The sequence below is a fragment of the Streptomyces sp. NPDC051136 genome (assembly GCF_044455745.1).
Taxonomy (GTDB): domain Bacteria; phylum Actinomycetota; class Actinomycetes; order Streptomycetales; family Streptomycetaceae; genus Streptomyces.
On sequence record NZ_JBITFE010000003.1, the window covers coordinates 163,474 to 181,588 of the forward strand.

Consider the following 18,115-nt stretch of genomic DNA (forward strand, 5'->3'; position numbering starts at 1 on the left):
GGCGCTACTGCTTGGCGGCCGGTGCCCCGGGCACGCCCTTCGGCGCCGGTGCGGGCGCGGCCGACAGGAAGGACGCCCAGCCCTTCTCGGGGGCCTCCCCGACGCCGAGGGTGCGCAGCTTCTTCAGGACCTTCGGGTCCTGGGCGTCGAGCCAGTCCGCGAGTTGCCGGAAGGAGACACAGCGCACTTCCTCCTTGGTGCACACCGTCTCCACGACCTCCTCGACGGCGCGCATGTAGGTGCCGCCGTTCCAGGACTCGAAGTGGTTGCCGATGACGAGGGGCGCCCGGTTGCCGTCGTAGGCCCGCTCGAAGCCCTGGAGGAGGCTGTCCCGCATCTGGTCACCCCACCCCTCGCGCTTGGCGGGGTCCCCCTGGGTGGCGGTGCCCGACTGGTTGACCATGTAGTTGTAGTCCATGGTCAGCTGCTCGTAGGAGTGGCCGGGGAACGGCACGAGCTGCATCGACAGGTCCCACAGGCCCTCCTTCTTCGACGGCCAGACCTGGTTGTTCACGCCGCTGCTGTCGTACCGGAAGCCCATCTGGCTCGCGGCCTTCGTGAAGTTCTTCTGGCCCTCCAGGCACGGGGTGCGGGCGCCGATCAGCTCCTTGTCGTAGTCGAAGGGGAGCGGCGCCGCGTTCTTCGTCCCGGTGTTGGTCTTCCAGGTCTTCACGAACTGCTTGGCCTGCGTGATCTCCTCCTTCCACTCCTCGACCGACCACTCGCCGACGCCGCCGCCGGCGCCGCAGAAGTGGCCGTTGAAGTGGGTGCCGATCTCGTTGCCCTCCTGCCAGGCCAGCCGCAGCTGCTTGACGGTGTCGGTGATGCCCTGCTCGTCGTTGAAGCCGATGTCGGAACGGCCCGGGGAGTGCTGCGGAGGGTTGTACAGGTCCCGCTTCTCCGTCGGCAGCATGTACACGCCGCTCAGGAAATACGTCATCGTGGCGTTGTTCTCCTTGGCCACTTCGCGGAAGTGGGAGAACAGCTTCTGGCTGTCCTCACCCGCGCCGTCCCACGAGAACACCACGAACTGCGGGGGTTTCTGACCGGGCTTGAGGCGTTCGGGCCGGGGCAGGTGCGGCTGGGCCCCGGTGTACGCGGTGGAACCGTCGCCGATCAGCCGCACGGCGTTCTTGGGCGCCGGTGCCGCTTTCCCCTTCTCCTTCTCCGAACCTCGCGTCCCTTCGGAGCCGTTGCCGCTGTCGATCGCGCAACCGGCGAGCGACGCGGCGCAGACCGCGGCGACCACGGCGCGCGCGGCCATCCTGTGGGAAGCCATCCTGCGGGTGGCGGCCATGTCCGCCCACCTTCTTCCTTCTCTCGGGCCAACGCCGACGAGGCGATGTCGGGTGCTGAGCCGGGCCGTTCCGTCAGCGCCGTCAAGGTGACACGGAAATGAGAAGGAATTAGTACGACAAGCCGATGAAATAACTGATTCACCCGAATACGCGGGGCACTACTCCATTCGCGCTAAAAAACTATGCCTCTTCTTTACTCTGAATTACTCTTTGTTTACTCGCTGTAATCGAACGAGCTCAGGAGTCGGACACATGTCAGCCTGCGTCCCCGCCCGCGCCGACTCGGCCCGGACCGAACACGTTCACCCACCCCACAGTCCTCCGCCCGGCGGCTCCCGGCGCTTCCGCGTCGCGGGCGCCGACGTCTCGGCCGCGATCGCGGTCTTCCTCATCGCTCTCCCCCTCTCCCTGGGCATCGCCCTCGCCACCGGCGCCCCCCTCCAGGCGGGCCTCGTCGCCGCAGCGGTGGGCGGGATCGTCGCCGGGCGGATCGGCGGCTGTCCGCTCCAGGTCAGCGGCCCGGCAGCCGGACTCACCGTGGTCACCGCCGACCTCATCCAGCGCTACGGATGGCGTACGACCTGCGCCATCACCGTGCTCGCCGGGCTCGCCCAACTGGGCCTCGGCTGCCTGCGCGTGGCGCGCTCGGCGCTCGCCGTGAGCCCCGCGATCGTGCACGGCATGCTGGCCGGCATCGGCGTCACCATCGCCGTCGCGCAGCTGCACATCGTCCTCGGCGGCACCCCGCAGAGCTCCGTCCCCGACAACCTGGTCGCCCTGCCCGCCCAGCTGGCCGACCTGCACCCCGCCGACCTGGCCGTGAGCGTGCTGACCCTGTCCCTGCTGCTGCTCTGGCCCCGCATCCCCGGCCGCGCCGGACAGCTGCTGGGCAAGCTCCCCGCCGCGCTGATCGCCGTCGCCGGGGCCACCGCGGTCGCCGCCCTCGCCGGGCTGAGCCTGCCCAAGGTCGACCTGCCGTCCTGGAGCAGCCACGCCCTGGCCACGCTGCCCGACGGTCCGGTGCTCGGCCTCGTCGCCGCCGTCCTCACCACCACGCTGGTGTGCAGCGTGCAGTCCCTGCTCGGCGCGGTCGCCGTGGACAAACTGGTGGCCGCCCGGCCCGTGTCGACCGGTCACGTCAAGCGCTCCGACCTCGACCGCGAACTGCTCGGGCAAGGTGCCGCCAACATCGTCTCGGGGTCGCTCGGAGGGCTGCCCATCGCCGGTGTGGCCGTGCGCAGTTCGGCGAACGTGGCGGCTGGCGCCGTCAGCCGGAACTCCACGATGCTGCACGGCGTTCTCGTGGTGATCGCGGCACTGCTGATGGTCCCGGCCCTGGAGCTCATCCCGCTGGCCTCGCTCGCCTCCCTGGTCATGGCCGTCGGCCTCAAGATGGTCTCGCTCAACCACATCCGCACGGTGACCCGCCACCGTGAGGTGCTGGTCTACGCGGTCACCACCTGCGGCGTGGTGTTCCTCGGCGTCCTGGAGGGCGTCGCGCTGGGCATCGCCGTCGCCGTCGGGGTAGCCCTGCACCGCCTCACCCGCACCCGGATCACCCACGACGACGCGCAGGGAGTCCATCACGTTCACGTGCGGGGCCAGTTGACGTTCCTCGCCGTGCCCAGGCTCAGCCGCGTCCTGCACCAGGTGCCGAACGGAGCGGACGCGGTGGTGGAGCTGGACGGGTCGTTCATGGACCACGCGGCCTACGAGGCGCTGCAGGACTGGCAGAAGACGCACACCGCACAGGGCGGCGCCGTCGACATCACCGGCCGCCGGCCCGGCACCCGCATCTCCGAGCCGGCCGAGGCCGACGGCTGCCGCTGCCGCCCCTGGACCCCGTGGCGCAACCACCAGTGCGAACGACCGCCGTCGGCACCGTCACCCGGCACGGACCGGCAGGCCACCACCGGCAGACCCCCCGGCGGGCACCCGGCCGGCGCCCCCGGCACGGCGACCGGAGCGACACCGGGAGCCGCCGCTCAGGCCACCGGCCCGGCCGCCAGACCAGACGCACCCGGCACGCCCGACGGTTCAACCGTCCGCACCACGTCCACCAGCCCCACCGCGTCCGTCGGTCCCACCCGCTCCGCGAGACCCACCAAGGGTGAACTCGCCCGTGGCATCAGCGCGTTCCACCGCAACACCGCCCCGCTGATGCGCCACGAGCTGGCCCGGCTGGCGCGGGAGGGGCAGCAGCCTTCCCAGCTGTTCCTGACGTGCGCCGACTCCCGGGTCGTCACGTCGATGATCACCTCCAGTGGCCCCGGCGACCTCTTCGTTGTGCGCAACGTCGGCAACCTCGTGCCGCTGCCCGGCGAGGAGAGCGGTGACGACTCGGTGGCCGCCGCGATCGAGTACGCCGTGGACGTGCTGAAGGTGCGGTCCGTCACCGTGTGCGGGCACTCCGGGTGCGGAGCCATGCAGGCACTGCTCGGTGCCGAGCCCGGGGGTGCGCGGACGCCCCTCCAGCGCTGGCTGCGGCACGGCCTCCCGAGCCTTGAGCACGTGTCCACGAGCGAAGACGCGGACGGGGGCAAGGACGCCGACGGTGTCGGGACCGGCCGCCGTCGGTCGCCCCGGCTGGCCGGACGCGAGCCCGCCGACGCCGCCGAGCGGCTGTGCCTGGCCAACGTGGTCCAGCAACTGGAGCACCTGCGCGCCCACGAGTCGGTGGCCCGGGCCCTGGGCGCCGGAGACCTGGAGCTGCACGGCATGTACTTCCACGTCGGCGAGGCCCAGTCGTACCTGCTGTCCGAGGACGAGGAAGGCGGCGTGTTCCAGCTCGTGCTGGAGACGGACCTGACCGCCTGACCCCCCGAGCGTCCGGGCGGTCCCGGAGAGCCGAGGCGCGGGCCGGTGTGAGCGGCGTTACACACACTGAACCCCGCGCCGTCGGCGTCCGTGGGTACGGATGACCACTGACCGCGAAGGACACGCGAGGACACAGGAAGGGCATGCGGCGCGCAGGACCGCCGGACAGGTCTAAACCATTTGCCCGTCGACCCTTGTCATCGGCCCCCCGGGTCTGATGAGCTGTGGCCTGGGACACAACGGACAACCCTGAGAAAGGGAGATGTCGTGAGCAACGAATCCTTGGCCAACCTGCTCAAGGAAGAACGCAGGTTCGCGCCCCCCGCCGGCCTGGCCGCGAACGCCAACGTCACGGCAGAGGCGTACGAACAGGCCAAGGCTGACAGGCTCGGCTTCTGGGCCGAGCAGGCCCGCAGGCTGACCTGGGCGAAGGAGCCGACCGAGACGCTCGACTGGTCGAACCCGCCGTTCGCCAAGTGGTTCGCGGACGGCACGCTGAACGTCGCCTACAACTGCGTGGACCGGCACGTGGAGGCAGGCAACGGCGACCGCGTCGCCATCCACTTCGAGGGCGAGTCCGGCGACAGCCGCGCCCTCACCTACGCGCAGCTCAAGGACGAGGTCTCCAAGGCCGCCAACGCCCTGCTGGAGCTGGGTGTGCGGAAGGGCGACCGGGTCGCGATCTACATGCCGATGATTCCCGAGACCGCGATCGCGATGCTGGCATGCGCCCGCATCGGCGCCGCGCACTCGGTGGTCTTCGGCGGCTTCTCCTCGGACGCGCTGGCCACCCGCATCCAGGACGCCGACGCCCGCGTCGTCATCACCGCCGACGGCGGTTACCGGCGCGGCAAGCCGTCCGCGCTCAAGCCCGCCGTCGACGAGGCCGTCGAGCGCGCCGGGATCGTCGAGCACGTGCTCGTCGTCCGCCGCACCGGCCAGGACGTCGACTGGGACGCCTCCCGCGACAAGTGGTGGCACGAGACCGTCGACGGGCAGTCCGCCGAGCACACGCCCGAGGCGTTCGACGCGGAGCACCCGCTGTTCATCCTGTACACGTCCGGTACGACGGGTAAGCCCAAGGGCATCCTGCACACCTCCGGCGGCTACCTGACGCAGGCGGCGTACACGCACTGGGCCGTCTTCGACCTCAAGCCGGAGACCGACGTCTTCTGGTGCACCGCCGACGTCGGCTGGGTCACCGGTCACTCGTACATCGTCTACGGCCCGCTCGCCAACGGCGCGACGCAGGTCATGTACGAGGGCACCCCGGACACCCCGCACCAGGGCCGGTTCTGGGAGATCGTCCAGAAGTACAAGGTCTCCATCCTCTACACCGCGCCCACCGCGATCCGGACGTTCATGAAGTGGGGCGACGACATCCCCGCGAAGTTCGACCTGTCGTCCCTGCGGGTCCTCGGTTCGGTCGGCGAGCCGATCAACCCCGAGGCGTGGGTGTGGTACCGCAAGAACATCGGCGCGGACGCGACCCCGGTCGTGGACACCTGGTGGCAGACCGAGACCGGCGCGATGATGATCACGCCGCTGCCGGGCGTCACCGAGGCCAAGCCGGGCTCCGCCCAGCGCGCGCTCCCCGGCATCTCCGCGACCGTCGTCGACGACGAGGCCAACGAGGTGCCGAACGGTGGCGGCGGGTACCTGGTCCTCACCGAGCCGTGGCCGTCGATGCTGCGCACCATCTGGGGCGACGACCAGCGGTTCATCGACACGTACTGGTCGCGTTTCGAGGGCAAGTACTTCGCGGGCGACGGTGCCAAGAAGGACGACGACGGCGACATCTGGCTCCTCGGCCGGGTCGACGACGTGATGCTCGTCTCCGGCCACAACATCTCCACCACCGAGGTCGAGTCGGCCCTCGTCTCGCACCCGTCGGTCGCCGAGGCGGCCGTGGTCGGCGCGGCGGACGAGACCACCGGCCAGGCCATCGTGGCCTTCGTGATCCTGCGCGGCGCGGCGGCGGAGAGCGAGGACCTGGTCACCGAGCTGCGCAACCACGTCGGCGCCACGCTCGGCCCGATCGCCAAGCCCAAGCGGATCCTGCCGGTGGCGGAGCTGCCGAAGACCCGCTCCGGCAAGATCATGCGCCGTCTGCTGCGCGACGTCGCGGAGAACCGCCAGCTCGGAGACGTCACGACCCTGACGGACTCGACGGTCATGGACCTCATCCAGTCGAAGCTCCCGGCTGCCTCCAGCGAGGACTGAGCCCCGGACGAGGACTGAGCCACGGACACCGAGGGCACCCGGCACCGCACACGTGCCGGGTGCCCTCGCCCTGTGGGAGCGCCTGGGCCCGGGTAAGCTGAGGAGGACGTTAGAGACCCATCAAGATCCTCATGGTGCGCCGGGAAGTCTGGTCGGCACGTGTTCCGTGCTGCCCACCGACCGGAGGTTCTCCTCGTGACCGCGCCCCGCACTCCCCGCAAGGTCTTCGGACGGTTGTCCCTTCCGGAGCGGAACTACCTCGCGGACGCGCTGCGCACCGAAACCGTGGGTGGCGTCCTGCTGCTCGTCGCCGCCGTCGCCGCCCTGGTCTGGGCGAACGTCCCGGCGCTGCGCGACAGCTACGAGAGCGTCGGCCACTTCCACTTCGGCCCCGAGGCCCTCGGCCTGAACCTGTCGGTCGCGCACTGGGCCGCCGACGGACTCCTCGCCGTCTTCTTCTTCGTCGCCGGCATCGAGCTCAAGCGCGAGCTGGTCGCCGGTGACCTCAAGGACCCCAAGGCCGCCGCCCTCCCGGTGGTGGCGGCACTGTGCGGCATGGTCGTACCGGCGGTCGTCTACACCGTCACCACCTCCGCCGGCGGCGGTTCACTGGCGGGCTGGGCCGTGCCGACCGCCACCGACATCGCCTTCGCACTCGCCGTGCTCGCCGTCATCGGCACGTCGCTGCCGAGCGCCCTGCGCGCCTTCCTGCTGACGCTCGCCGTCGTCGACGACCTGTTCGCCATCCTGATCATCGCCGTCTTCTTCACCGACACCCTGAACTTCGCCGCGCTGGGCGGCGCGGTCGCCGGCCTCGCCGTCTTCTGGCTGCTGCTGCGCAAGGGTGTGCGCGGCTGGTACGTGTACGTTCCGCTCGGCCTCGTGATCTGGGGCCTGATGTACAACAGCGGCATCCACGCCACCATCGCCGGCGTCGCGATGGGCCTGATGCTGCGCTGCCACACGCGCGAGGGCGAGGAGCACTCCCCCGGCGAGCGCATCGAGCACCTGGTGCGCCCGCTGTCGGCAGGGCTGGCCGTGCCGCTGTTCGCGCTGTTCAGCGCGGGTGTGGCCGTCTCCGGCGGGGCCCTGGCCGAGGTGTTCACCCAGCCGGAGACCCTCGGCGTGGTGCTCGGGCTCGTCGTCGGCAAGACGCTGGGCGTCTTCGGCGGCACCTGGCTGACCTCGCGCTTCACCAGGGCGTCGCTCAGTGACGACCTGGAGTGGGCCGACGTGTTCGCGGTGGCAACCCTGGCCGGCATCGGCTTCACCGTCTCGCTCCTGATCGACGAGCTGGCCTTCGAGGGCGACACGGCGCTGACCGACCAGGTCAAGGCCGCCGTCCTCATCGGCTCGCTCATCGCGGCGGTTCTGGCGACGGTGCTGCTGAAGATACGGAACGCGAAGTACCGGGGGATGGTCGCCGAGGAGGAGCGCGACGACGACCTCAGCGGCGTACCGGACATCTACGAGGAGGACGACCCCGCGTATCACCTGCGGGTGGCCGCCGTCTACGAGAAGAAGGCCGCCGAGCACCGCCGGATCGCCCAGGAGATGGAGTCGGCGCGGCTTGCCGAAGTCGCGGGCGGGGCAGGCGATGAGGGCGACGGTCCGGCATGATCTGACGAGACGGTACAAAAGACGGGACCGTCAGCAGTCGGAGCGGACACGGGCAGGCCGGAGCAGGGCGGCCCGGGGACGACCCGACGCCACGGAACCGTACGCAGATGAGCCAGCAGAAGAGGGAGACCGCGATGAGCGCACCCGACGGCAGCCCGGTCGGCACCGAACGCAGCATCGGCCAGCTGTTCGCCTCGGCGACCACCGAAATGTCGGCGCTCGTGCACGACGAGATCGCGCTGGCGAAGGCGCAGCTGAGGCAGGACGTGAAGCGCGGGGCGACGAGCGGCGGCGCGTTCTCCGCCGCGGGTCTGCTCCTGGTGTTCTCGCTGCCGATGCTGAGCTTCGCGCTGGCCTACGGCATCCGGACCTGGAGCCACTGGAACCTCGCGGTCTGCTTCCTGCTGTCCTTCGCGGCCAACGTCCTGATCGCCGGCCTCCTCGCGCTGATCGGCGTCGTGTTCGCCAAGAAGGCCAAGAAGGGCCGCGGTCCGCAGAAGGTCGCCGCCTCGATGAAGCAGTCGGCGGGCGTGCTGCAGAACGCCAAGCCGCACCCGCGTCCGGAACTGCCCGCGGACCGGTCCCCCGAAGCGATCGAGGCTGTGGCACGCTCGACCTCATGACGGGCTCCACCACCCCTTCGGGGCAATCCTCCTCGGCGCAGCACCCCACGTCGGTCGTACGGCTCGGAATCCCGGGCGGGCGCGAGGTGACCCACCGGGACGTCGCGGCCAACGGTGCCCGGTTCCACATCGCCGAGCTGGGTGACGGGCCGCTGGTACTGCTGCTGCACGGTTTCCCGCAGTTCTGGTGGACCTGGCGGCACCAGTTGGCGGCGCTCGCCGACGCCGGTTTCCGCGCGGTCGCCATGGACCTGCGCGGCGTCGGCGGCAGCGACCGCACCCCGCGCGGTTACGACCCGGCGGGTCTCGCCCTCGACATCACCGGCGTGGTCCGCTCACTGGGCGAGCCGGACGCCGCGCTGGTCGGTCACGACCTCGGCGGTTACCTGGCGTGGACGGCCGCCGCGATGCGGCCCAAGCTGGTGCGGCGGCTCGCGGTGTCCTCGATGCCGCATCCCCGGCGCTGGCGCTCGGCCATGCTCGGGGACGTCCGCCAGAGCCGGGCGGGCTCCTACATCTGGGGTTTCCAGCGCCCCTGGGTGCCGGAGCGTCAACTGACCGCGGACGACGGCGCCCTCGTCGGCCGGCTGCTGCACGACTGGTCCGGGCCGCGGCTGCTGGACGACGAGGCGGTGGCGGCGTACCGCCGTGCCATGTGCATCCCGTCCACGGCGCACTGCTCGGTCGAGCCGTACCGCTGGCTGGTGCGGTCGCTGGCCCGTCCGGACGGCATCCAGTTCTACCGCCGGATGAAGCGGCCGGTACGGGTGCCGACACTGCATCTGCACGGCTCGCTGGACCCGGTGATGCGCACGCGGAGCGCCGCCGGATCGGGCCGGTACGTCGAAGCGCCCTATCGCTGGCGGTTGTTCGACGGGCTCGGGCACTTCCCGCACGAAGAGGATCCGGTCGCCTTCTCCACCGAACTGATCAATTGGCTGAAGGATCCCGAACCCGATCGGTGACCGAACCGCTGCCGTACGGTCACCGAACGGACGCGCCCGGTATCCGAACCGGAACGCCTGTCCTGTGAACGGCCACTTGCCCGGCGCATAGGCCAATTGGGGGCCCGGGGAGAGGTTATCGACCTTGGGGCGGGGGCAGACGTCCCGGTATGGGCTGGACGCACGACTACAGTGACGTAGCACGCGACGGCCGCTCCACGAGCGGCGTGAGCAGTACCCACCGACGCGGCAGCACCCCGCAACTCGCGGGTGCGGACCTGCGGGTGGGCATTCCGCGCATCCTGCGCCGCCGGGCCCGCTGGGTCTCCGTCCGCCTGCGCCATCCGCGGACCTGACGCACCCGGACCTGACGCACCGGGCCTGACGCACCGGGCCTCCGCTTCCGGGTCCCGCTCCCGGGACGCCTCGGTGCCCGGTACGCCTCGGCGCTCCCGCGCGTGCTGTCCGACCGGGCTAGAGCGCGCAGCTGTCGCTGTCCACCTGCTGGGTGGCGGTGCGGCCCTCGCTGATGTCCTCGCGGATCTCGTCCGCGGTGAGCGCGTACCCGGTGTCGGGGTCGTCCAGGGACTTGGCGAAGACCACGCCGTACACCTCGCCGCGCGGGGTCAGCAGCGGGCCGCCGGAGTTGCCCTGACGGACGGTCGCGTACAGCGAGTAGACGTCCCGGCGCACGGTGTCGCGGTGGTAGATGTCCGGCCCGTTGGCGGTGATGCGCCCGCGCACGCGTGCGGCGCGGACGTCGTACGCCCCGTTCTCCGGGAAGCCCGCGACGATCGCGCCGTCGTCGCCCTGCGCGTCCTCGTCCTCGCCGGTGAACCGCAGCGCGGGCGCGTCGAGTTCGGGCACGTCCAGTACGGCGATGTCGCGCCGCCAGTCGTAGAGGACGACCGTCGCGTCGTACTTGCGGCCCTCGCCGCCTATCTGCACGGTGGGTTCGTCGACGCCGCCCACCACGTGGGCGTTGGTCATGACGCGGCGGTCGGCGAAGACGAAACCGGTGCCTTCGAGGACCTTGCCGCAGTCGGGAGCGGTGCCCATGACCTTGACGATGGAGCGCTTGGCGCGGACCGCGACCGGGCTGTTCGCCAGCGCCGGGTCGGGCGGCTGCGTGTTGGGGATCGACTCGTTGGCGAACGGGCTGAAGACCTGGGGGAAGCCGTTCTTGTCGAGGACCGAGGTGAAGCTGTCGAACCAGTTGTCGGCGCCCGCGGGCAGCACCTCCTGCACTCCCGCGAGCACCGTGGACTGGCGCACCTCCTTGCCGACCGTCGGCATCGTGGTCCGCGCGAGGGCGGAGCCGAGCAGCCAGGCGACCAGGAGCATGGCGACGACGTTGACCAGGGCGCCGCCGGTGGCGTCCAGGGCGCGGGCCGGGGACCACGTGATGTAGCGGCGCAGCTTGTTGCCCAGATGGGTCGTCAGGGCCTGGCCCACGGAGGCGCACACGATGACGACGACGACCGCGACGACGGCGGCGGTGGTGCTCACCTCCGCGTCGTCCGTCAGCGCGTCCCAGACCACCGGCAGCAGGTAGACGGCGACGAGACCGCCGCCGAGGAAGCCGATGACCGACAGGATGCCGACGACGAAGCCCTGGCGGAAGCCGACGATCGCGAACCAGACGGCGGCCAGCAGCAACAGGATGTCCAGCACGTTCACTGATTCAGGCCTCGCCTTGTCGTCTGCGGTACGCAGGCCACCCTGTCATGCGTGCCAGTCCAGCGGGACCTGCTTGTCCCGGTCCCAGGGCCGCTCCCAGCCGGCGAAGTGCAGCAGCCGGTCGATGAGTCCGGCGGTGAAGCCCCACACGAGCGCCGATTCGACCAGGAATGCGGGGCCCCGGTGACCTCGGGGGTGGACGGCCGTCACCCGGTTGGCGGGATCCGTGAGATCCGCCACGGGGACCGTGAAGACGCGCGCGGTCTCGGCCGGGTCGACGACGCCGACCGGGCTGGGATCGCGCCACCAGCCCAGCACCGGGGTGACGACGAAGCCGCTCACCGGGATGTAGAGCTTGGGCAGCACGCCGAAGAGCTGGACGCCGGCCGGGTCGAGCCCGGTCTCCTCCTCGGCCTCGCGCAGGGCGGCCCGCAGCGGTCCGTCACCGCGCGGATCCCCGTCCTCGGGGTCGAGGGCGCCGCCGGGGAAGGCGGGCTGGCCGGGATGGGAACGCAGGGAACCGGCCCGCTCCATCAGCAGCAGCTCGGGCCCGCGCCCGCCCGCCTCGCCGACCTCGCCCGCACGGGAGCCGTCGCCGAAGAGGATCAGGACGGCGGACTGGCGGCCGGCGCCGTCGGCGGGCGGCAGGAACCGGCTCAGCTGGGTCGGCCGGACCGTCTCGACGGCCCGCACCACCGGGTCAAGCCAGTCCGGCAGCCCGTCCTTGCCGAGGATCGCCCCCCGAGCGTGATCCCGCGTGGGGTCATGCGTGTCGCTCACTCGTGTCATCTCCACCCCCGCCCTGCAGAGTCCAACGCCCGGCACCCCCGAGATCGTTCCGTCACCCGGCCCCCAGCGGCGGCGCCGGCTTGCCGCCCGCGTCCAGGTACGCCTGCGGGGGCTTCAGCCGCTGCCCCGGGAAGCCGCCCTTCTCGTACTTGAGCAGCTTCTTCGCCTTCTCCGGGTCCGTCTCGCCCTCGCCGTACGCCGGGCACAGCGGGGCGATGGGGCACGCACCGCAGGCGGGCTTGCGGGCGTGGCAGATGCGGCGGCCGTGCCAGATCACGTGGTGGGAGAGGTCGGTCCAGTCGCTCTTCGGGAAGAGCGCGCCGACGGCGGCCTCGATCTTGTCCGGGTCGGTCTCCGCGGTCCACCGCCAGCGGCGCACCAGGCGCTGGAAGTGCGTGTCCACGGTGATGCCGGGGCGGCCGAACGCGTTGCCCAGCACGACGAACGCGGTCTTGCGGCCCACGCCGGGCAGCTTGACGAGGTCTTCGAGGCGTCCGGGGACCTCGCCGCCGAAGTCCTCCGCCAGCGCCTTGGACAGCCCTATGACGGACCTGGTCTTGGCCCGGAAGAAGCCGGTCGGGCGCAGGATCTCCTCGACCTCCTCGGGAACCGCGGCGGCCAGGTCCTCGGGGGTGGGGTACTTGGCGAAGAGCGCGGGCGTCGTCTGGTTGACCCTCAGGTCGGTGGTCTGGGCGGACAGCACCGTGGCCACGACCAGCTGGAACGGGTTCTCGAAGTCCAGCTCCGGGTGGGCGTACGGATAGACCTCGGCCAGCTCGCGGTCGATACGGCGGGCGCGGCGGACCAGCGCGGTGCGGGACTCGCCGCCCGGCGGCTCGGCGGCGACGGTCTTCGCCGGGGCGACGCCCTTGACGGCGGCCGCGGCCTTCTTCGGGACGACGGCGGGCTTCTTGGCGGGCGCCTGCCGCTTGAGGGGCGCGGTCTTCTTGACTGCCGTCTTCTTGACTGCCGTCTTCTTGACTGCCGTCTTCTTGACTGCCGTCTTCTTGACTGCCGTCTTCTTCGTGGCGGTCTTCTCAGCTGCGGTCTTCTTCGGGGCCGTCTTCTTCGCGGCGGCCGTCTTCGCGCCCGCCGTGCTCTTCTCGCCCGCGGCGGCCTTCTTGGTTGCGGCGGCCTTCTTGCCCGCGGCGGTTCTCTTGCTCGCCGGGGTCTTCTCGACCGAGTCCGTCTGCTCGCTCGCGGCGCTCTTCTTCACGGCACCCTTCTCCGCACTCACCCTCTTGGCAGGTGCTGACCTCTTTGTCGCTTTTGCCGATTTCCTACCGCCATCGGGAGCCCGTTCGCCCACAGCGGAATCACGACGTACACCCACCCGCGCAACCCCCAGGCCTGTGCTCCCACCGGCGATTTGGACACCCGGCCAGCCTACGACCCGGTACCGTCATCCGCCCCGGACCTCGAAGATCGGCGTCCAATTGGACCCCTGCCGCGTACCCCGGGACATCAGTGCGGCATCCTTGTGACAGATCACACTGTTTGGACTGTCCGGCAAAATGGGCACCACGGACCCCTGGTACACCGGGGGAACAAGATCCTCTGAGCCGGTCGACAAGGAGAGAACTCGTGGACGACGTTCTGCGGCGCAACCCGCTCTTCGCGGCGCTCGACGACGAGCAATCCGCGGAACTCCGCGCCTCCATGAGTGAGGTGACCCTCGCTCGCGGCGACACCCTGTTCCACGAGGGCGACCCCGGAGACCGCCTCTACGTGGTCACGGAAGGCAAGGTCAAGCTCCACCGCACGTCCCCCGACGGGCGCGAGAACATGCTGGCCGTCGTCGGTCCCAGCGAGCTGATCGGCGAGCTGTCGCTCTTCGACCCGGGCCCGCGCACGGCGACCGGCACGGCGCTGACCGAGGTCAAGCTGCTCGCCCTCGGCCACGGTGACCTCCAGCCCTGGCTGAACGTCCGCCCCGAGGTGGCCACCGCGCTGCTGCGCGCCGTCGCCCGTCGCCTGCGCAAGACCAACGACGCCATGTCGGACCTGGTCTTCTCGGACGTGCCCGGCCGTGTCGCCCGCGCCCTGCTCGACCTCTCGCGCCGCTTCGGCGTGCAGTCGGAGGAGGGCATCCACGTGGTGCACGACCTGACGCAGGAGGAGCTGGCCCAGCTGGTCGGCGCGTCCCGCGAGACGGTCAACAAGGCGCTGGCGGACTTCGCCCAGCGCGGCTGGCTCCGTCTGGAGGCACGCGCGGTGATCCTGCTGGACGTCGAGCGGCTGGCCAAGCGCTCCCGCTGACCCCACGTCTCCAGGTCCCCCGGCCCTCGCCCCCCCCCCCCCCCCCAGGGGGGCCTAGTCGGACAGCTGGATCAGCCCGTGCTCGCCGAGGTACTCCAGCTGCGCCCGCACCGACAGCTCCGCCGCGGGCCACAGGGAGCGGTCGACGTCCGCGTAGACGTGGGCGACGACCGCGCCGGGCGTGCGGTGGCCGTCCTCCACCGCCGTCTCGACCTGGGCGAGGCGGTGGGCGCGATGGGCGAGGTAGTACTCCACGACGCCCTGGGCGTCCTCCAGGACGGGCCCGTGCCCCGGCAGCACCGTGTGCACCCCGTCGTCGGCCGTGAGCGACCTGAGCCTGCGCAGCGAGTCCAGGTAGTCGCCGAGGCGGCCGTCGGGGTGGGCCACCACCGTCGTGCCGCGCCCCAGGACGGTGTCGCCCGTCAGGACCGCCCGGTCGGCCGGGAGATGGAAGCACAGCGAGTCGGCGGTGTGCCCCGGGGTCGGTACGACCCTCAGCTCCAGCCCGCCCACGCCGATCACGTCCCCCGCGGCCAGCCCCTCGTCGCCCAGCCGCAGCGCCGGGTCCAGTGCCCGTACGTTCGTGCGCGTCAGCTCGGCGAAGCGCGCGGCGCCCTCCGCGTGGTCCGGGTGACCGTGCGTCAGGAGGGTCAGCGCGACCCGCTTGCCGGCCCGCTCGGCCGTGTCGACGACGCGCCGCAGGTGGGCGTCGTCCAGCGGACCCGGGTCGACGACGACGGCCAGGTCGGAGTCGGGTTCGGCGAGGATCCAGGTGTTCGTGCCGTCCAGGGTCATCGCCGAGGCGTTGGGGGCGAGGACGTTCACCGCGCGCGCGGTGGCCGGGCCCGACAGGACACCGCCGCGCGGCTGTCCGGGCAGTGCTGCTGCGTCCGTCATGCGGGGGCTCCCCCGGTCGGGTCGGAAGGCGTCGCCGGCGCCGGGTGCGCGGACGTGAGCGTGTTCGTGCTCGGCACGTGCTTCGTGAACTCGTCGTGTCCCGGCCAGGACAGGACGACCTCGTCGCCCGAGAGCCGCGCGCGGGCCAGCACGGGCGTCATGTCGCGGCCCGGGGCCGACGCCAGCGCCTCGGCCGCCGTACCGCACTCGGCCAGGCCGCGCAGGGTCGCGACGGTGGGCGGCATCATCAGCAGCTCACCCTTGTCGTACCCGGCGGTCGCGTCCGCCGGAGTGATCCACACCGTGCGGTCGGCCTCCGTGGAGGCGTTGCGGGTGCGCTGCCCCTCGGGGAGCGCGGCCACGAAGAACCACGTGTCGTAGCGCCGGGACTCGAACTCCGGCGTGATCCAGCGCGCCCAGGCGCCGAGCAGGTCGGAGCGCAGGACGAGGCCCCTGCGGTCCAGGAACTCCGCGAAGGACAGCTCGCGCGCGACCAGGGCGGCCCGGTCGGCCTCCCAGTCGGCGCCGGTCGTGTCGCCGACCACCGAGTCACCGGTCGGACCCGCGAGCAGGACGCCGGCCTCCTCGTAGGTCTCCCGCACGGCCGCGCAGACGATCGCCTGGGCGCCCGCCTCGTCGACGCCGAGCCGCTCGGCCCACCACGCGCGCGTGGGGCCCGCCCAGCCCACGGCGCGGTCGTCGTCGCGCGGGTCGACCCCGCCGCCCGGGTAGGCGTACGCGCCGCCGGCGAACGCCATGGAGGTGCGGCGGCGCAGCATGTGCACGACGGGGCCGGAACCGGTGTCCTTGAGGAGCATGACGGTGGCCGCGCGCTTCGGGGTGACCGGGGTGAGGGTGTCGGCCGCCAGCGCGCGGATGCGTTCCGGCCACTCCGGGGGGTACCACTGACCATTCGCCATGGCCGGAGGCTATCCGGTGACGGGCGGATGTTCGAGTGGCCCCCGGGGCCCCGGAGCCGTCAGGAGGGCAGGCCGGTCAGCCACTCGGTGAGCAGCCGGTTCGTCTCCTCGGGGCGCTCCTGCTGGAGCCAGTGGCCGCAGCCGTCGAGGACGTGGGAGGCGCTCAGGCCGGGCAGGGTGTCCGGGAACGCCTCGATCGCGTCGGACAGCCAGGTGGTGGAGGCGTCCAGGGCGCCGCCGAGGAACAGGGACGGCTGGGTGATCGGGGCGCCCTCGTGCGCGGCCAGGTCGGCCCAGTCGCGGTCCATGCAGCGGTAGCGGTTGAGGGCGCCGGTCGTACCGGTGCGCTCGAACTCCCCGGCGTAGACGTCCAGCACCTCCTCGGTCAGCCAGGAGGGCAGCCGGCCGGGGCCCGGGAACCGGTCGCGCATCCTGCCGCCGGGGGCGACGAAGTGCGGGTCGGGCTCCTGGGGGCCGGGCATGGTGTCGGCGGACAGGGCGGCGTAGAGACCGGCGAGCCAGCCGCGTACGTCGGGCTCGATCTCCGCCTCGGCGCGGCCGGGCTCCTGGAAGTAGGAGACGTAGAACTCCTGCCCCGCGAAGGGTCCGGCCGGATCGCTCATGGCGGCGAAGGCCTCGCTCGGCCTCGGGCCGCCCGGCGGGGTGTACGGCACGCTCAGCAGGCCGACCGCGCGGAACACGTCGGGCCGCAGCAGGGCGGAGTGCGCGGCGATGTTCGCACCCCAGTCGTGGCCGACGATCACGGCCGTACGCTCCCCCAGGGCCTCCACCACGGCGACGCCGTCCGCCACCAGGTCGAGCATCCGGTACGCGTCGACGGCGTCCGGCCGTGAGGAGCGCCCGTAGCCGCGCACGTCGACGGCGGCGGCGCGGAACCCGGCGGCGGCAAGCGCGGGCAGCTGGTGCCGCCAGGAGTACCAGGACTCGGGGAAGCCGTGCACGAGCAGGACCAGCGGCCCGCTCCCCTGCTCCGCCAGGTGGATCCGCCCGGCGGGCGACGGCACCAGCCGGTGCACGGGCCGGCCGGACCGGCCGGACGGCTGTTCGGGCCGGTGGGGCGGCTGGTCGGTCACGGACGGCTGCGGCTGCGGCACGGCTCCTCCTGGCGCGTAGGTCCACGGGATCGGTACGGCCCCCGGACGGACCGGGACCGCCGGCCGGGGCCGGTTCCCGCGCCCGTACGGGGCACCTGCACCGCATCCTGCGGGGCCGCGGCCCCGTGAGCGAGGTTTGTTGCCGACCCGGCAACGCACCCGGCCACCCGGCCACGCACCCGGCCCCGCGAGCCGGACGCGGTGACGGCCGGACGAAGTACGGCCGGACGAGGTACGGCCGGACGAGGTACGGCCGGACGGCAGGCCTTACGGCTGGACCAGCTCCACCTGGATCTCGACCTCCACCGGCGCGTCCAGCGGGAGGACCGCCACGCCGACCGCGCTGCGGGCGTGCACGCCCTTGTCGCCGAGGACCTCGCCGAGGAGTTCGCTGGCGCCGTTGACCACCCCGGGCTGGCCGGTGAAGTCGCTCGCGGAGGCGACGAACCCGACCACCTTGACGACCCGGGCGATCCGGTCGAGGTCGCCGGCGACGGACTTCACGGCGGCCAGGGCGTTCAGCGCGCAGGTGCGGGCCAGCTCCTTGGCCTCGTCCGGGGTGACCTCGGCGCCGACCTTGCCGGTCACCGGGAGCTTGCCCCCCAGCATCGGCAGCTGGCCCGAGGTGTAGACGTACGGGCCGGACTGCACGGCCGGCTGGTAGGCGGCCAGCGGCGGGACGACCTCGGGCAGCGCCAGGCCCAGCTCGGCGAGCTTCGCCTCCACCGCGCTCATGCCTGCTTCTCCCGCTTCAGGTAGGCGACGAGCTGCTCGGGGTTGTTCGGCCCGGGCACGACCTGGACGAGCTCCCAGCCGTCCTCGCCCCAGGTGTCCAGAATCTGCTTCGTGGCATGGACGAGCAGCGGCACGGTTGCGTATTCCCACTTGGTCATGCGGCCGACTCTAGCCGTTGCCCGACACACCTTCGCG

The 18,115-nt window shown here is 71.9% G+C and carries 16 protein-coding genes; 7 read left to right on the forward strand and 9 right to left on the reverse strand.

The window, feature by feature from the left end; translation table 11 throughout:
• Positions 1–4: 4 nt before the first annotated feature.
• Positions 5–1,297, reverse strand: coding sequence for a hypothetical protein (locus ACIBCJ_RS09915; RefSeq protein WP_365979344.1), 1,293 nt, complete (start codon positions 1,295–1,297; stop codon positions 5–7).
• 253 nt (positions 1,298–1,550) lie between these two features.
• On the opposite strand from ACIBCJ_RS09915, the gene ACIBCJ_RS09920 reads away from it, so the two are divergent.
• From ACIBCJ_RS09920 to ACIBCJ_RS09945, 6 genes are all read left to right on the forward strand, one after another.
• Positions 1,551–4,115 carry a SulP family inorganic anion transporter gene (locus ACIBCJ_RS09920; RefSeq protein WP_365979345.1) on the forward strand — a complete coding sequence of 855 codons (2,565 nt, stop codon included), beginning with the start codon at positions 1,551–1,553 and terminating at the stop codon, positions 4,113–4,115.
• Positions 4,116–4,382: 267 nt separating this feature from the next.
• The gene (gene acs / locus ACIBCJ_RS09925; protein WP_365979346.1) at positions 4,383–6,338 is read left to right on the forward strand and encodes an acetate--CoA ligase; all 1,956 of its coding nucleotides are present in this window, start codon (positions 4,383–4,385) and stop codon (positions 6,336–6,338) included.
• 195 nt (positions 6,339–6,533) lie between these two features.
• Positions 6,534–7,958: a Na+/H+ antiporter NhaA gene (gene nhaA, locus ACIBCJ_RS09930; RefSeq protein ID WP_362105691.1), complete on the forward strand. Its 1,425-nt coding sequence runs from the start codon at positions 6,534–6,536 to the stop codon at positions 7,956–7,958.
• Between the two features lie 134 nt (positions 7,959–8,092).
• On the forward strand, positions 8,093–8,581 hold the full coding sequence (locus ACIBCJ_RS09935) for a phage holin family protein (RefSeq protein ID WP_133888847.1): 489 nt from the start codon (positions 8,093–8,095) through the stop codon (positions 8,579–8,581).
• A complete protein-coding gene (locus ACIBCJ_RS09940) occupies positions 8,578–9,546 on the forward strand; it encodes an alpha/beta hydrolase (RefSeq protein ID WP_362105688.1) in 969 nt (322 codons plus the stop codon). Before ACIBCJ_RS09935 ends, ACIBCJ_RS09940 begins: the two co-directional genes overlap by 4 nt.
• 149 nt (positions 9,547–9,695) lie before the next feature.
• On the forward strand, positions 9,696–9,881 hold the full coding sequence (locus tag ACIBCJ_RS09945; protein ID WP_123625497.1) for a hypothetical protein: 186 nt from the start codon (positions 9,696–9,698) through the stop codon (positions 9,879–9,881).
• A gap of 118 nt (positions 9,882–9,999) precedes the next feature.
• Here the strand turns inward: ACIBCJ_RS09945 and ACIBCJ_RS09950 are convergent, their stop codons facing one another.
• Genes ACIBCJ_RS09950 through nth form a run of 3 tightly spaced genes read right to left on the reverse strand, consistent with a single transcriptional unit; the run spans position 10,000 to position 13,210 of the window.
• On the reverse strand, positions 10,000–11,205 hold the full coding sequence (locus ACIBCJ_RS09950) for a MarP family serine protease (protein WP_362507833.1): 1,206 nt from the start codon (positions 11,203–11,205) through the stop codon (positions 10,000–10,002).
• 45 nt (positions 11,206–11,250) lie between these two features.
• On the reverse strand, positions 11,251–11,994 hold the full coding sequence (locus tag ACIBCJ_RS09955; protein ID WP_362507830.1) for a CoA pyrophosphatase: 744 nt from the start codon (positions 11,992–11,994) through the stop codon (positions 11,251–11,253).
• 52 nt (positions 11,995–12,046) lie between these two features.
• Positions 12,047–13,210 (reverse strand): endonuclease III, encoded by a 1,164-nt coding sequence (gene nth / locus ACIBCJ_RS09960; protein ID WP_365979347.1) that lies wholly within the window; start codon positions 13,208–13,210, stop codon positions 12,047–12,049.
• Positions 13,211–13,578: 368 nt separating this feature from the next.
• Here nth and ACIBCJ_RS09965 point away from each other — a divergent pair, with 368 nt between their 5' ends.
• Positions 13,579–14,253, forward strand: a complete 675-nt coding sequence (locus ACIBCJ_RS09965; protein WP_003975365.1) for a Crp/Fnr family transcriptional regulator — start codon at positions 13,579–13,581, stop codon at positions 14,251–14,253.
• Between the two features lie 54 nt (positions 14,254–14,307).
• On the opposite strand, the gene ACIBCJ_RS09970 is transcribed toward ACIBCJ_RS09965, so the two are convergent.
• From ACIBCJ_RS09970 to ACIBCJ_RS09990, 5 genes are all read right to left on the reverse strand, one after another.
• Complete coding sequence (locus tag ACIBCJ_RS09970) at positions 14,308–15,150, reverse strand: MBL fold metallo-hydrolase (RefSeq protein ID WP_362105675.1); 843 nt, start codon at positions 15,148–15,150, stop codon at positions 14,308–14,310.
• Positions 15,147–16,070 (reverse strand): NUDIX hydrolase, encoded by a 924-nt coding sequence (locus ACIBCJ_RS09975; RefSeq protein ID WP_365979348.1) that lies wholly within the window; start codon positions 16,068–16,070, stop codon positions 15,147–15,149. Before ACIBCJ_RS09975 ends, ACIBCJ_RS09970 begins: the two co-directional genes overlap by 4 nt.
• Before the next feature lie 59 nt (positions 16,071–16,129).
• Positions 16,130–17,164: an alpha/beta fold hydrolase gene (locus ACIBCJ_RS09980; RefSeq protein ID WP_399282341.1), complete on the reverse strand. Its 1,035-nt coding sequence runs from the start codon at positions 17,162–17,164 to the stop codon at positions 16,130–16,132.
• Between the two features lie 288 nt (positions 17,165–17,452).
• Positions 17,453–17,920, reverse strand: a complete 468-nt coding sequence (locus tag ACIBCJ_RS09985) for a RidA family protein (protein WP_362105669.1) — start codon at positions 17,918–17,920, stop codon at positions 17,453–17,455.
• On the reverse strand, positions 17,917–18,078 hold the full coding sequence (locus tag ACIBCJ_RS09990; protein WP_003975360.1) for a DUF4177 domain-containing protein: 162 nt from the start codon (positions 18,076–18,078) through the stop codon (positions 17,917–17,919). Before ACIBCJ_RS09990 ends, ACIBCJ_RS09985 begins: the two co-directional genes overlap by 4 nt.
• Positions 18,079–18,115: the final 37 nt, after the last annotated feature.

What these genes read in the sequence shown, in the direction of transcription:
- ACIBCJ_RS09915 (WP_365979344.1), bottom strand. Translation starts at nt 1,297, where the DNA reads ATGGCCGCCACCCGCAGGATGGCTTCCCACAGGATGGCCGCGCGCGCC.
- ACIBCJ_RS09970 (WP_362105675.1), bottom strand. Translation starts at nt 15,150, where the DNA reads ATGACGGACGCAGCAGCACTGCCCGGACAGCCGCGCGGCGGTGTCCTG.
- ACIBCJ_RS09985 (WP_362105669.1), bottom strand. Translation starts at nt 17,920, where the DNA reads ATGAGCGCGGTGGAGGCGAAGCTCGCCGAGCTGGGCCTGGCGCTGCCC.
- ACIBCJ_RS09990 (WP_003975360.1), bottom strand. Translation starts at nt 18,078, where the DNA reads ATGACCAAGTGGGAATACGCAACCGTGCCGCTGCTCGTCCATGCCACG.
- ACIBCJ_RS09935 (WP_133888847.1), top strand. Translation starts at nt 8,093, where the DNA reads ATGAGCGCACCCGACGGCAGCCCGGTCGGCACCGAACGCAGCATCGGC.
- ACIBCJ_RS09955 (WP_362507830.1), bottom strand. Translation starts at nt 11,994, where the DNA reads ATGACACGAGTGAGCGACACGCATGACCCCACGCGGGATCACGCTCGG.
- ACIBCJ_RS09975 (WP_365979348.1), bottom strand. Translation starts at nt 16,070, where the DNA reads ATGGCGAATGGTCAGTGGTACCCCCCGGAGTGGCCGGAACGCATCCGC.
- ACIBCJ_RS09940 (WP_362105688.1), top strand. Translation starts at nt 8,578, where the DNA reads ATGACGGGCTCCACCACCCCTTCGGGGCAATCCTCCTCGGCGCAGCAC.
- ACIBCJ_RS09945 (WP_123625497.1), top strand. Translation starts at nt 9,696, where the DNA reads ATGGGCTGGACGCACGACTACAGTGACGTAGCACGCGACGGCCGCTCC.
- ACIBCJ_RS09920 (WP_365979345.1), top strand. Translation starts at nt 1,551, where the DNA reads ATGTCAGCCTGCGTCCCCGCCCGCGCCGACTCGGCCCGGACCGAACAC.